Source organism: Brevundimonas sp. GW821-FHT09G01 (assembly GCF_059416065.1).
Window position 1 is genome coordinate 162,307 of the sequence record NZ_JBWKOL010000001.1, and the last position, 12,736, is coordinate 175,042.

16 protein-coding genes and 2 tRNA genes are annotated in these 12,736 nt (G+C 69.1%); 8 read left to right on the top strand and 10 right to left on the bottom strand.

The annotated features are described in order from the left end of the window. The first annotated feature begins 69 nt into the window (after window positions 1–69). Both AC07NB_RS00885 and AC07NB_RS00890 read left to right on the top strand, forming a co-directional pair. Window positions 70–1,140: an Mrp/NBP35 family ATP-binding protein gene (locus AC07NB_RS00885; protein ID WP_492313473.1), complete on the top strand. Its 1,071-nt coding sequence runs from the start codon at window positions 70–72 to the stop codon at window positions 1,138–1,140. A 63-nt stretch (window positions 1,141–1,203) separates the two neighbouring features. Further along, the gene (locus AC07NB_RS00890; RefSeq protein ID WP_494571742.1) at window positions 1,204–2,301 is read left to right on the top strand and encodes an NADH:flavin oxidoreductase; all 1,098 of its coding nucleotides are present in this window, start codon (window positions 1,204–1,206) and stop codon (window positions 2,299–2,301) included. A 69-nt stretch (window positions 2,302–2,370) separates the two neighbouring features. Here AC07NB_RS00890 and AC07NB_RS00895 read toward each other — a convergent pair whose 3' ends face one another. The 3 genes from AC07NB_RS00895 to AC07NB_RS00905 are packed head-to-tail and all read right to left on the bottom strand — an operon-like array spanning window position 2,371 to window position 3,949. Further along, complete coding sequence (locus AC07NB_RS00895; RefSeq protein WP_494571743.1) at window positions 2,371–2,691, bottom strand: YbjQ family protein; 321 nt, start codon at window positions 2,689–2,691, stop codon at window positions 2,371–2,373. A 2-nt stretch (window positions 2,692–2,693) separates the two neighbouring features. Continuing rightward, a complete protein-coding gene (locus AC07NB_RS00900) occupies window positions 2,694–3,221 on the bottom strand; it encodes a dihydrofolate reductase (RefSeq protein WP_291833583.1) in 528 nt (175 codons plus the stop codon). Between the two features lie 56 nt (window positions 3,222–3,277). After that, a complete protein-coding gene (locus AC07NB_RS00905; RefSeq protein ID WP_494571744.1) occupies window positions 3,278–3,949 on the bottom strand; it encodes an aquaporin in 672 nt (223 codons plus the stop codon). A gap of 202 nt (window positions 3,950–4,151) precedes the next feature. On the opposite strand from AC07NB_RS00905, the gene AC07NB_RS00910 reads away from it, so the two are divergent. Further along, complete coding sequence (locus AC07NB_RS00910) at window positions 4,152–4,724, top strand: hypothetical protein (RefSeq protein ID WP_494571745.1); 573 nt, start codon at window positions 4,152–4,154, stop codon at window positions 4,722–4,724. 4 nt (window positions 4,725–4,728) lie between these two features. On the opposite strand, the gene AC07NB_RS00915 is transcribed toward AC07NB_RS00910, so the two are convergent. Together AC07NB_RS00915 and AC07NB_RS00920 are read right to left on the bottom strand one after the other, a co-directional pair. Beyond that, complete coding sequence (locus tag AC07NB_RS00915; RefSeq protein ID WP_291833589.1) at window positions 4,729–5,055, bottom strand: nucleoside triphosphate pyrophosphohydrolase family protein; 327 nt, start codon at window positions 5,053–5,055, stop codon at window positions 4,729–4,731. Next, entirely contained in the window at window positions 5,055–5,912 is an 858-nt protein-coding gene (locus AC07NB_RS00920; RefSeq protein WP_492313468.1) for a thymidylate synthase, read from the bottom strand. Before AC07NB_RS00920 ends, AC07NB_RS00915 begins: the two co-directional genes overlap by 1 nt. A gap of 87 nt (window positions 5,913–5,999) precedes the next feature. On the opposite strand from AC07NB_RS00920, the gene AC07NB_RS00925 reads away from it, so the two are divergent. After that, complete coding sequence (locus tag AC07NB_RS00925) at window positions 6,000–6,332, top strand: hypothetical protein (protein WP_494571746.1); 333 nt, start codon at window positions 6,000–6,002, stop codon at window positions 6,330–6,332. Window positions 6,333–6,337: 5 nt separating this feature from the next. Here AC07NB_RS00925 and AC07NB_RS00930 read toward each other — a convergent pair whose 3' ends face one another. Then, window positions 6,338–6,880, bottom strand: coding sequence for a DUF924 family protein (locus AC07NB_RS00930; RefSeq protein WP_492313467.1), 543 nt, complete (start codon window positions 6,878–6,880; stop codon window positions 6,338–6,340). Between AC07NB_RS00930 and ilvC the strand changes: the two genes are divergently transcribed. Continuing rightward, window positions 6,879–7,895 (top strand): ketol-acid reductoisomerase, encoded by a 1,017-nt coding sequence (gene ilvC, locus AC07NB_RS00935; RefSeq protein WP_494571747.1) that lies wholly within the window; start codon window positions 6,879–6,881, stop codon window positions 7,893–7,895. The two genes, AC07NB_RS00930 and ilvC, sit on opposite strands and share 2 nt — an antisense overlap. 69 nt (window positions 7,896–7,964) lie before the next feature. Here ilvC and AC07NB_RS00940 read toward each other — a convergent pair. After that, window positions 7,965–8,041 (bottom strand) — tRNA-Pro (locus AC07NB_RS00940). A 187-nt stretch (window positions 8,042–8,228) separates the two neighbouring features. On the opposite strand from AC07NB_RS00940, the gene AC07NB_RS00945 reads away from it, so the two are divergent. Then, window positions 8,229–8,302 (top strand) — tRNA-Gln (locus AC07NB_RS00945). A 226-nt stretch (window positions 8,303–8,528) separates the two neighbouring features. Further along, window positions 8,529–8,717, top strand: coding sequence for a hypothetical protein (locus tag AC07NB_RS00950; RefSeq protein WP_494571748.1), 189 nt, complete (start codon window positions 8,529–8,531; stop codon window positions 8,715–8,717). Here AC07NB_RS00950 and AC07NB_RS00955 read toward each other — a convergent pair. Further along, complete coding sequence (locus AC07NB_RS00955; protein WP_492313465.1) at window positions 8,714–9,238, bottom strand: sensor histidine kinase; 525 nt, start codon at window positions 9,236–9,238, stop codon at window positions 8,714–8,716. The two genes, AC07NB_RS00950 and AC07NB_RS00955, sit on opposite strands and share 4 nt — an antisense overlap. Before the next feature lie 236 nt (window positions 9,239–9,474). On the opposite strand from AC07NB_RS00955, the gene AC07NB_RS00960 reads away from it, so the two are divergent. Beyond that, a complete protein-coding gene (locus AC07NB_RS00960; RefSeq protein ID WP_291833608.1) occupies window positions 9,475–9,903 on the top strand; it encodes a response regulator in 429 nt (142 codons plus the stop codon). Window positions 9,904–9,913: 10 nt separating this feature from the next. On the opposite strand, the gene AC07NB_RS00965 is transcribed toward AC07NB_RS00960, so the two are convergent. Both AC07NB_RS00965 and AC07NB_RS00970 read right to left on the bottom strand, forming a co-directional pair. After that, window positions 9,914–10,453: a GNAT family N-acetyltransferase gene (locus AC07NB_RS00965; protein ID WP_494571749.1), complete on the bottom strand. Its 540-nt coding sequence runs from the start codon at window positions 10,451–10,453 to the stop codon at window positions 9,914–9,916. Between the two features lie 17 nt (window positions 10,454–10,470). After that, window positions 10,471–12,657, bottom strand: a complete 2,187-nt coding sequence (locus AC07NB_RS00970; RefSeq protein WP_494571750.1) for a S9 family peptidase — start codon at window positions 12,655–12,657, stop codon at window positions 10,471–10,473. Window positions 12,658–12,736: the final 79 nt, after the last annotated feature.

Sequence of the window (12,736 nt, forward strand, 5' to 3'; positions counted from 1 at the left end):
GGCTCGCGGGGCGGGTCGTCCGGCGATAGAACGCAGGCCCCGCAGCCGCAACCCGCTGGACCTTTCGCCTTGCCCGATAAAGCCGCCGTCATCGCCGCCCTCGACGCCATCCTCGACCCGAAGTCCGGGCAGGGGCTGATGGCCGCCGGCCTGGTGCAGGGCCTGACCGTCGCGGACGACCGCGCAGGCTTCGTCATTGAGGTCCCGGCGGGCGACACCCGGCTGTACGCTCCGGTTCGCGACGCCGCCGAGGCCGCCTTGAAGGCGCTGCCCGGCATGGCCCGCGTCTCGGTCGTCCTGACCGCCGAGGCCGTCGCCGCGACGCGGCCCGTGCGAACCGCCTCCCTCTCGCCACAGGCCGTCGACCAGACCCGCGCCAAGGCTCCGGTGCCTACGGATCGACCGGCCCACGTCCGCCGCGTCCTGGCCGTCGCCTCAGGCAAGGGCGGGGTCGGAAAGTCCACGGTTTCGGTCAATCTGGCCGCCGCCCTGGCCGCACGCGGCCTCTCCGTCGGCCTGCTGGACGCCGACGTCCACGGGCCGTCGATCCCGACCATGCTCGGCCTCTCGGGCAAGCCGGAATACGTCGACGGCATGATGCAGCCGCACCTGACCCGGGGGCTCAAGGCCATGTCGGTCGGTCTGCTGACCCGGGCCGAGGACGCCATGGTCTGGCGCGGCCCCATGGCCTCGCAGGCCCTGACCCAGATGCTGACCCAGACCCGCTGGGGCACGGAGGACGCGCCGCTCGACATCCTCGTCGTCGACCTGCCGCCCGGCACCGGCGACATCCAGCTGACCCTGATCCAGAAGACGCCGCTGGACGGCGCCGTCATCGTCACCACCCCGCAGGAGGTGGCGCTGGCCGACGCCCGCCGCGCCCACGCCCTGTTCCAGAAGGTCAACGTCCCGACTCTAGGCCTGATCGAGAACATGAGCGGCGATGTCTTCGGGCGGGGCGGAGGCGAGGCCGAGGCCGGTCGCCTCGGCGTATCCTTCCTCGGCGACGTGCCGCTGGACGCCGCTGTGCGCACGGGCGGCGACGCCGGGGCGCCGGTGGTGCTGGCCGATCCGAACGGCGCCGTGGCCTTGCGGTTCGCGGGCTTCGCGAAAGCGGTTAGCGAAAAACTCGGCCTCTGAGGGTTTCCAAAAGAAACTTTATTCGCCACCTTGCCGGTTCCAGTCTTCCTTGAGAGCCGATCCATGTCCGTCGACGCCCTGTTCCGTCCCTTCACCATCAAGGGACTGACGCTGCCCAACCGCATCGTCATGGCGCCGATGACCCGGTCCTTCTCGCCGAACGGCATCCCCTCCGACGGCGTGCCCGGCTACTACCGCCGCCGCGCCGAGGGCGGGGTGGGCCTGATTGTCACCGAGGGCACGGTGGTGGAGCGTCCCGCGGCCCGCAACGACGCCGCCGTCCCGGTCTTCCATGGCGAGGCGCTGCCGGAATGGCAGAAGGTCGTTCAGGAGGTCCACGCCGCGGGCGGTCTGATCGCGCCCCAGATCTGGCACGTCGGCGCCGCGCGGGGCCAGGGCGCCGAGTGGGAGCCGCTGGGCAAGGTCGATAGCCCCTCGGGCCTGGTCGGCCTGGGCAAGCCGAAATACGAGGCCATGACCGACGAGGACATCGCCGACACCATCGCCGCCTTCGGCCGATCGGCCCGCGCCGCACGGGAGCTCGGCTTCGATGCGGTCGAGATCCACGGCGCCCACAGCTATCTGATCGACCAGTTCTTCTGGAATGTCCTGAACGTTCGCACTGACCAGTGGGGCGGCTCGACCATCGGCGAGCGCTCGCGCTTCGGCGCCGAGGTGGTGCGCGCCGTCCGGGAAGGCGTTGGCCCGGACCTGCCCCTGATCCTGCGCCTGTCGCAGTGGAAGGGCGGCGCCTATGACGCCAAGAACGCCCACGATCCGGCGGAGCTGGAGCAGTGGCTGTCGCCGCTGGCCGAGGCCGGCGTGGACGTCTTCCACTGCTCGCAGCGCCGCTTCTGGGAGCCGGAGTTCGAGGGCTCGGACCTGAACTTCGCCGGCTGGACCAAGAAGGTCACCGGCCTGCCGACCATCACCGTCGGCTCGGTCGGGCTGGACGGGGAGTTCATCGCGGCTTTCGGCGGCGCGGGCTCAAAGCCGGCCTCGCTGGACGGGCTGATCGAACGGCTGGAGCGCGAGGAGTTCGACCTGGTCGCCGTCGGCCGCGCCCTGCTGGCCGATCCCCGCTGGGTCGAGAAGATCCGCGAGGGCCGTCATGACGAGCTGATGGATTTCGAACGTCAGGCGATGCTGACGCTGTCGTAGGGTCTAGTGTCTAGGGTCTAGGTATGAGGCTGATCACTCGCCGTGAGCGAACCCCTAACCGCTAGCCCCTCACTCCGGTTCGATCACCACGGCGGTGCCGTAGGCCAGCACCTCGGTCACGCCTTCCATGATCTCATTGGCCTCGTAGCGCATGCCGATCACGGCGTTGGCGCCCATCTGTCCCGCGTGGGCGACCAGTTCGTCATAGGCCTCGGCGCGCGAGGCCTCGGCCAGCTTCACATAGGTTCCGACCCGGCCGCCCAGCATCGACTGCAGGCCTCCCACCATGTCGGCGATGGCGTTGCGCGAGCGGACGGTGATGCCCCGCACCAGCCCCAGGGTGCGCACGATCCGATAGCCCGGGGCGTCGTTGGTGGTCACGATCAGCATGGTCAGCGCCTTTCAAGGGTGCGGAAGACGAACGCGTGGTCGTCCTTCTCGCCCGCAGGATGCGCTTCGGATGTGACTTCCGTCCACTGGCTCTCGTCGAAGGCCGGAAACAGGACGTCGCCCTCGGGCGCCGCGTCGACCTCGGTGATGTAGAGCCGTTTGGCGCGGGGCAGGGCGGCTTCGAACAGGCCCGCGCCGCCGATCACGCACAGCTCGTCGACGCCATCGTCCTGGGCCGTCTCTCGGGCGATCTCGATGGCCTCGTCCAGCGTCCGGCAGACCAGCGCGCCCTTGGCCTGGCCATCGTCGCCCCAGCCCTCGTCGCGGGTCAGGATCACGTTCAGCCGGCCGGGCAGGGGCCGTAGCGGCAGGCTCTCCCAGGTCTTGCGGCCCATGATGCAGGGCTTGCCGATGGTGATGGCCTTGAACCGCTGCAGGTCGCTGCGCAGCCGCCACGGCAGGTCGCCGTCGCGCCCGATCACGCCGTTCGAACCCCGGGCGACGACAAGGGCGATGATGGGCAGGGGCAAGCGGACCTCGAACGAAACAGGCGCGGCCCGTGCGGCCGCCGCCTGTTCTTACGCCATCAGGCGGCCGGTTCCAGCACCTTGAAGCGGAACAGCAGGGCGCCGATCACCGCGCCGACGGCCGGGGCGACGAAGAAGGCCCAGACCTGGGTCAGGGCCTCGCCGCCCTGCAGCAGAGCGGGGCCGAAGCTGCGCGCCGGATTGACCGAAACTCCCGTCACCTGGATGCCGACGATGTGGATCACCGCCAGGGTCAGGCCGATGGCCAGACCGGCGAAGGCGCCGTGGCCCTTGTCGCCGGTGACGCCCAGGATCACCACCACGAAGATGGCCGTGGCCACGACCTCGAAGACCAGCGCCGCATGCAGGCCGTAGCCGCCCGGCGACCCGGCGTCGAAGCCGTTGGCCCCCAGGCTGGTGAAGCCGGTCTTGGCGATCAGCCCGATGATCGCCGCGCCGGCGACCGCGCCCAGGAATTGCGCGACCCAGTACAGGCCCATGTCCTTCAGCGACATCCGCCCGGCCACGAAGACGGCCAGGCTGACCGCGGGGTTCACATGGCAGCCCGACACCGGTCCGATACCATAGGCCATGGCCACGATCGCGAACCCGAAGGCCAGGGCGATGCCCAGCTGGCCGACATGGTCGAACCCGCCCAGAACCGCCGCCCCGCACCCGAACAGCACCAGAACCATCGTGCCGACGAACTCGGCCGAAAACGTCTTCACCACGGCAACCTCCCCGTTGCTACGGCCCCGCCTCGCGCGGGGTCGATCGCGACGGTGCGCCGAGTCTCAAGGTGACGCTAGGTTGCAGGAACGCCGGTCTTCGACCGGGCCGGCGCGACGGTCCGATGTCGATGTCCGCCGCCGGGAACGGTCAAGGTTCTCATCCGCTTCAAGGGGCCCACGTCCCTCTCAGTGCGAGATCCGCATGCGCAAATACCTTCCCGCTATCGTCACCGGCTTCGTCGTCACGGTGGTGGTCGGCTTTCTCCTGGGTCTGATCGGCTTCCATGGTTTCGCCGCCTGGTATGTCCCGCTCATCGCGGGCCTGTTCACCAGCTACATCATGGCCAATCTGCAGGGGACGAAGGCGGGGCCCGCCGCTTCGGAAGAGCAGAAGGCGGCGGTGCTGGCGTTTCGCCCCTCGCCGGGCAAGGCCCTGATCATCGTCCATCGGCAGGGCTTCGTCGGCAAGGCGGCGGGCATGGAGGTGGCGCTGGACGACCGCGTGCTGGGTCAGCTCAAGTCGCCCCAGTTCACGGCGGTGGAGGTCGATCCCGGCGCCCACACGCTCAGCGTCGGCTTCGTCGGCCTGGCCGCCGCCCAGAACAAGCGCGAAATCGTCCAGGTCACGGTGGTCGAGGGTCAGGTGGTCGCCTACCGCGCCACCATCTCGATGGGCATGGGCAAGAACACCATCAAGGTCGAGCGCGACGATGACGTCGGGACCCTGGCCGACGACCTGCGGCGGATGAAGATGGTCGCGCCGGCGACGGCCTGATCGATCAGGGTTGCGCCGGCGCCGTCTCCAGCCAGTGCAGCCACTTCCGCTGCATAGCCGCCTCGATGTCGATGTCCGCGGCCCGGCAGTAGATGAGCAGCATGCCCAGCACGTCGGCGGCCTCGTCGCCCAGCTTGTCGTGATCCGCCGCGCCGCGCGCCCGGCCCGTGACGCGCAGATGCTCGGCGACCAGTTCGCCCAGTTCCTCCTGCACCTTCAGCAGGGCCCAGTCGCCGGACGCCGCCTTGTCGCGGTCGATGCCGTGCTCACGGGCGTAGATGTCGGAGATGCGCAGGACGGAGTCCTGCAGACCCTTGAGATCGAGGGACATTAGACCGCAACCGGCGCCTTGATGTGCGGCCAGGGCTGATAGCCCTCCAGCACGAAGTCCTCCAGCCGGTAGGCGAACAGGTCGTCCCTCGGCGTGATGGTCATCGTCGGCAGGGGCAGGGGCTGACGGCTCAGCTGGAGCTCGGCCTGCTCGATGTGGTTCAGGTACAGGTGCGCGTCGCCGAAGGTGTGCACGAACTCGCCGGGCTCCAGCCCCGTCACCTGCGCCATCATGATCGTCAGCAGGGCGTAGCTGGCGATGTTGAACGGCACGCCCAGGAAGACGTCGGCGCTGCGCTGGTACAGCTGGCAGCTCAGCTTGCCGTCGGCCACGAAGAACTGGAACAGGCAGTGGCAGGGCGGCAGGGCCATGTCGTCCACGTCGGCCGGGTTCCAGGCCGAAACGATGTGGCGGCGGCCGTTCGGATTGGTCTTCAGGCCGTGGACCAGCTTCTCGATCTGGTCGATCACGCGGCCGTCCGGGGCGGACCACGAGCGCCACTGCTTGCCATAGACGGGGCCGAGCTCGCCCTCGGCGTTGGCCCACTCGTCCCAGATGCTGACGCCGTTTTCCTTCAGCCAGCCGATATTGGTCTCGCCGCGCAGGAACCACAGCAGCTCGACGATGATCGAGCGCAGGTGCAGCTTCTTGGTCGTCAGGACCGGGAAGCCCTTGGACAGGTCGAACCGCATCTGGCGGCCGAACACGCCCAGCGTCCCGGTGCCGGTCCGGTCGTCGCGCTGCGCCCCGTTCTGCAGGATGTCGCGCAGCAGGTTCAGGTACTGCCACTCAGGGTGATCCGCCGGGATGGCTCCCGTGCGGGCCTGAATGTCTGCAGCGAGGAACTGGGCGGTCATCCACACAGGTTGCCTGATTCGAGCGGGAACCGCGCCTCCATGATTCGCCTTTGCACAGGACAGTCCCCAGGGACGCCGGGAATCGCCATGTCTGATGTCGCCGTGCTGCTGATCGCCCTCATCGCCTTGGCCGTCGGCTTCGGCCTGGGCCGCTTCACCGCGGGCCGGCGGGGCGATCCCAGCGACGTCAGCCGCCTGCGCCGCCAGGCCGGGGCACGGGCGTCGCTGGCCTCGACCCTATCAGCGGCGCCCCCGCCGGTTTCCGAACCGCTCACCGTGCCGCCCGAGGTGCATCACCACCTGCAGAACGGCGCGCTGATCAACGCCATCAAGGCGCTGAAGGACGCCAACCCGGGGATGGGGCTGAAGCAGGCCAAGGATACGGTCGAGGCCTACGCCCGGCGCAACGGCCTGACCTGACGCGGTCAGCCCCCGAAGCCGCCGCCGTCCAGGAACGCCTGCTCCTCCGCCGTCGTCGTCCGCCCAAGGCAGGCGTTGCGGTGCGGGAAGCGGCCGAAGCGGACGATGATGTCCCGGTGGACGTGGGCGTACTTCAGCGTCTCGGGCATGTCGCCGCACAGGGGCAGAAGCGCGTCCTGATCCTCCAGAACCTCGGAATGCATCAGCGGCATCACCAGGAACTGGCGCAGGTCGGGGGCGAAGGCCGACAGATAGCCGCGCGCGATCGCCGCCTTGGCGAACGCCAGCGCCAGGGGATCGGTGGCGAACTGGTGCGCCGAGCCGCGGAAGCTGTTGCGGGGGTATTGGTCCAGCAGGATCATCAGGGCCAGAGCGCCTTCCGGCGTCTCCATCCAGTCGTCATGCCGGCGGGCCGCCGCGTCCCAGTGCCCGGCCTTGAGCCTATGGCGGAACAGGGCGTCGAACGCCTCGTCCTTCTTGTACCACTTGTCGGGTCCGGCCTCTTTCCAGAAGCCGACGACGTCGGAAGGCGTTAGATCGTTGCTCATGACCCAGCACATAGCCACGCCTCTGCCCGCGTTCCATGACCGGGACTGCGATCTGTCCATAATTCAGGGCAGGCGCGTCGCCGTGATCGGTTACGGCAGCCAGGGCCGGACCCATGCGCTGAACCTGCGCGACTCGGGCGTCGCCGACATCGTCATCGGCCTGAAGGCGTCGTCGGCGACCCGGGCGAAGGCCCAGGCCGACGGCTTCCCCGTCCTGACGGCGGGTGAGGCGGCGGCGGACGCGGACGTGGTCGCCGTCATGGTCTCGGACGAGGCGCACCGTGACCTGTGGCGCGACGAACTGGAGCCCAACATCCAGCCCGGCGCGACGCTGATCTTCGCCCATGGCCTGTCGGTGCGGTTCGGGCTGGTGGCGCCGCGCGCCGACCTGGACGTCATCCTGGCCTCGCCCAAGGGGATCGGGCCGCGCATCCGCGACCTGTACGAGGCCGGGGAGGGGGTCTTCTGCCTGTTCGGGGTGCATCAGGACGCCTCGGGCGGGGCGCACGCCCTGGGGCTGTCCTACGCCGCGGCGCTGGGCTGCGGCCGCAAGGGCATTCTGGAGACCACCTTCGCGGCGGAGTGCGAGAGCGACCTGTTCGGCGAGCAGGTGGTCCTGTGCGGCGGCGTGGCCGAACTGGTCGACGGCGCCTTCATGAAGCTGGTGAACGCCGGCTATCCGCCCGAGGTGGCGTGGTTCGAATGCTTCTACGAGCTGAAGCTGGTCACCGACCTGATGTTCGAGAAGGGCGTCGCCGGCGCCTTCGGGCGAATCTCCAACACGGCCGAGTACGGCGCCTATCTGACCGGGCCGCGCATCATCGGCGAGGCCTCCAAGGCCGCCATGGACGAGGTGCTGTCCGAGGTCCGGTCGGGCGCCTTCGTACGCAAGCTGATGACCGACTACGACGCCGGCTCGCCGGAGCTGCTGGCCCGCCGCAAGGCCCTGGGCGAGCGCACCATCGAGCGCGTCGGGGCGCATCTGGCGGACGTGGCGTCCAGGGCGGGGGGCTGAAACGAAAAGAGCGCCCCGAGGGGCGCTCATTCGCTCGCTTCCAGGGGCTTCGGGAACCCCTTGAAAGAATGGTCGGAGTGAGAGGATTCGAACCTCCGACCCCTGCGTCCCGAACGCAGTGCTCTACCAGGCTGAGCCACACTCCGACTTGAGGAGGGGGCTTATAGCGACGGGTTTTCCCCCCCGCAAGCGCCGAAACGGCCTTCCCGAAAATAGTCTGGACGGCCCCGAAAGCCTCACAACGCCATTGCTCGAAAAGACCTATTGCGTCCGGCGCGACCTTGGCGTATCCGACCGCCTCCTCGCTTCCGGGCGGGGCTGCGCCGGACCTGCTGGGGAATGGTGTAATGGTAACACTACGGTTTTTGGTACCGTCATTCTAGGTTCGAGTCCTAGTTCCCCAGCCATCCGCCTCGTCCTCTGACAGGCCCTCCCACGAACCGCTCGCGACAGCGCGGCGCGTTCCTCTGACCGGCTCGCCGCGTGTGCGGCTCTCCAGTTGCGGAAACGGGGCGGTCGACGCCCGAGGTGCGGGCGTGTGCGGCGATGTTCAGATGTCGGGAGTGCGAGGTCATCCTTCAGGAGGGACGCAATTGGCATGCGTCCTATGCGGCCCGGAACTATCGCCACTGCATGGACTGCGCCCGGGCCTACTCGCGGCGGCGCTACGGCCGGATCAAGCCGACGGTGAAGCGCCGGGTGCCGACCGCGCCGGACATGGCCGCCGCCCGCATGGGCCGGACGCGCCGGGAGTGGACGACCGCCAACCGCGCGGTCCTCGCCCGCGAGCGCCGGGACAGGACCGCGCACCGCGAGGCCTAGTGCGTCGGCGCCGTTTCGAGCGGCAGGCGGATGCGCACGCCCACGCCGGCGCCCGGCGCCGTCTCGATGGCGATGGAGCCGCCCAGGTGCTCGACCAGACCGTGGACCAGGGCCAGGCCTTCGCCGGGCTCGATGACGTCGGCGCCGACGCCCGAATCGCGCACCACCAGGCTGACCCCGCCGACCGCGCGCGAGAAGGCGACGGCGATGGAGCCGCGCCGATCGTCGGGGAAGGCGTGACGACAGGCGTTGGAGATCAGCTCGTGAGTGATGATGGCCATCGGCAGCAGATGGCTGTCCGGCAGCAGGGTGGCCTGGCCGCGCACGTCCAGCCGCACGGGGCGGCCTTCGCAGGCCCGGCTCCAGAAGGCGGCGACGTCGTCGAGATAGCCGGCGAAGTCCAGCGGTCCTTCGGCGGTCATACGGCGGCTGATCAGCTGCATGGCGGCGGTGACGTCGCTGAGCCAGGTCAGGTGGCGGATGCTCTCCGGATCCCTGACGCTGCGCAGGCGAATCCCCACCAACGTCTGCAGGAGCTGGTAGCCGCCGAGCAAGCGTCGCTCGAGCTCGACAATTCGGTCTTCCGCTACCGCGGCCATCGTTCCCCCAACGATTGAAAAGGCCGGAAATTCTTACTCCACGCCGAACCAAATAGCCAATCACGCGTTCGACCGTCCGCTAGCGGACACAGTAGTGGTAAAGAGGTCTGGTTAGCGTTGGGGGTGTGGAGTTGTCCGACCTGCCTGACCTTCGGGTCATGATTGTCGAAGACCAGGCGTTGCTGGCGATGGAGCTCGAACTCGTGCTGGGCGAGTCCGACTGCGATGTCGTGGGCTGCGCCATGGACAAGGCGGGCGCGTTCGCGATCGCCGAGCGCGAGCGGCCGGACCTGGCCCTGATCGACGTGAACCTGCTGGACGGCATCACCGGCCCGCAGATCGCCCAGCGAATCGTCGGCGAGTACGGCACGGCCGTGGTGTTCCTGACCGCCAACCCCGAACAGATCCCGGAAGGCTTCGCCGGCGCCCTGGGCGCGGTGTCCAAGCCGTTCGACGAGCACACCATCCGCGCCGTGGTGAACTTCGCCCGCCAGTTCATCCTGCACCGGACGGTCGGCGAGCCCCCGCGCCGGTTCCGCCTGGCGCCGTGGCTGACCACCCCGCCGGACGACATCGCCCCGCACTGAGGGCGCGCCGTCAGAGCCGCAGGCCTTCGCCCTCTGGCGGGCGGCCGTCAGGCGTCAGGTCCAGCTGCATCAGAACGACGTCGATCCAGCGGTCGAACTTCCAGCCGGTCTCGCGCCACACCCCGGCCTCGCGGAAGCCGGCGGCCTTGTGCAGGGCGATGGAGGCCGTGTTGGCGCTGTCGCCGATGGCGCCGACGAGGTGGCGAAGACCCATGACGCGCGCCCGGTCGATCAGGGCCTGCATCAGGGCCCGGCCGATCCCCCGTCCCCGCGTTTCGGGGGCGAGGTAGACCGACAGCTCGACGCAGTAGCGGTAGGCGGGGCGCAGCCGGAACGGGGACAGATAGGCGTAGCCGACGACCGCGCCGTCCAGCTCGGCCGTCAGCCAGGGCAGGTCCAGCGCCCGGACCCCGGCCAGGCGCGACGCCATCTCGGCCTCGTCCGGCGGGACCAGTTCGAACGTCGCCGTACCGTGCAGGACCTCGTCCGCATAGATGGCGGTGATCGCCGGCAGGTCGGCGGCGACGGTGTCGCGCAGGATGGGGCTCATCGGTTCGCTCGCGGGGCTCAGGCCTGTTCCCAGCCCTTCTGGATGGACCAGATGGCGAAGGCGTAGACCACGGCGATGTCCTTCAGATAGTCGAACCGGCCCGACGAGCTGAAGTGGCCGGCGGTCATGTTGATCTTGAGCAGGACCGGCTTGCCCGAGGTCGTGGCGGGCCGCAGCTTGGCGACCCACTTCTCGGGCTCCCAGTAGGTGACGCGCGGGTCCGACAGGCCGCCGGTGGCCAGCACGGCCGGATAGGCCTTGGCCTCGACCTGGTCGTAGGGGCTGTAGCTGAGCATGTAGTCGTAGGCGGCCGGATCGGTGATCGGATCGCCCCACTCGGGCCATTCGCCGGGGGTCAGCGGCAGGCTGACGTCCGACATGGTGTTGATCACGTCGACGAAGGGCACGTCGCCGATGACCCCGGCCCAGAGGTCGGGGCGCATGTTGTTGATCGCCCCCATCAGCAGGCCGCCGGCCGAGCCGCCGTGGGTGACGATGTTTCCGGCCCGGGCGTAGTTCTTTTCGATCAGGTGTTCGGCGGCGGCGATGAAGTCGGTGAAGGTGTTCTTCTTGGTCATCCGGCGCGCGGCCAGGAACCAGCCCCAGCCCTTGTCCGAGCCGCCCCGGATATGGGCGATGGCGTAGATGAAGCCGCGATCGACCAGCGACAGGCGGTTGGTGTTGAAGCCGGCGCCCATCGGGATGCCGTAGGAGCCGTAGCCGTAGAGCAGGACCGGCGCCGAGCCGTCCACCGGCGTCGACTTGCGGCGCAGGATGGTGACCGGGACCAGTTCGCCGTCGGAGGCGGGGGCGTTCAGCCGCTCGACGACATAGTCGGCGATGTTGTGGCCCGACGGGACCTCCTGCGTCTTGCGCAGGGTCCGCTCGCGCGTCTCCATGTTGTAGTCGAAGGTCTGCGCGGGCGTGGACGGCGAGGTGTAGACGTACCGCGTCATCGGCGAGTCGTATTCGTAGGTCCCGCCCAGCCCCAGGACATAGGCGGGCTCGTCCACGGCGATGGCGTGCTCCTCGCCCGCGCGGGTGCGGATGACGATGCGGGTGTTGGCCTCGTGGCGCTCGACCCGGGCCAGGTGGCCCGAGAAGGCGGCGACCGACTCGATCAGGCGGCCGGCCGTGAACGGCACCAGATCGGTCCAGTTGGCGCGGCCCGGGGCGTCGGTGGGGGCGGTGACGATCTTGAAGTCCACGGCGCCGTCGGCGTCGGTGCGGATGACCCAGCGGTCGCCCCAGTGATCGGCGTCATAGCGCAGGGCCTCGCGGCGCGGCTCGATCAGGACCGGGGTCGCCTCCGGCTGGTCGGCGGGGACGTAGCGCCATTCCGACTGTTCGCCGTTGGCCGAGGTGATGAGGATGTATTTGAAGTCCGCGCTGACCTGCAGACCCATGTACATGCCGTCGTCCGGCTCTTCATAGACGGTGGTGATGTCGCCGCCGGTCACCCGGCGCTTGAGGATCTTGTCCGAGCGGCCGTTGTCGTCGCGGTTGATCCAGAAGATCCAGTCGCCGTCCGCCGAGAAGGCAAGGCCGCCCATGGCGCTTTCGATCGGCGCGCCGACGGACTGGCCTGAGGCCACGTCCTTGATGAAGATGCGGTAGACCTCGGAGCCCTGCGCGTCCTCGGCATAGGCGAACAGGCGGTGGTCGCGGCTGTGTTCGGTCTCGCCGACCGAGGAATAGGCCTTGCCCTCGGCCAGGGCGTTGGCGTCCAGCAGGACGATCTCGCCGGTCGTCTGTCCCTTCGGGCGGCGGCAGTAGAGCGGGTGCTGCTGGCCCGCCTCGAAGCGGGTGTAGTACTCCCACGGGCCGTCGGGCAGGGGGACGGAGCTGTCGTCCTCCTTGATGCGGCCCTTCATCTCCTCGAACAGCTCCTGCTGGAGCGGCTCGGTCGAGCGCATCATGGCCTCGCGATAGGCGTTCTCGGCGGTCAGGTGTTCCTTGACGTCGGCCTTGATGAGCGACGGGTCGCGCAGGACCTGCTGCCAGTTGTCGTCCTTCATCCACTGATAGTCGTCGGTCCGGGTGCGGCCCAGCTGTTCGATGGTGACGGGGATCTTCTTGGCGACGGGCGGGACGGGCGCGTTGGGCATCGAGGCTCCGGTAGGGGACTTGGCGTGGGCCATGGCGGGGAGGGCGGTCGCGGCGAGCGCGGCAGAGGCGGTGGTCAGCAGGTCGCGGCGATTCATCTCAAGTCTCCCCCGGATGGACGGCGGACCTTGTGCGTCCCGGCCCCGCGCCGTCAAATGAACAAACGCCCGTGGCCCC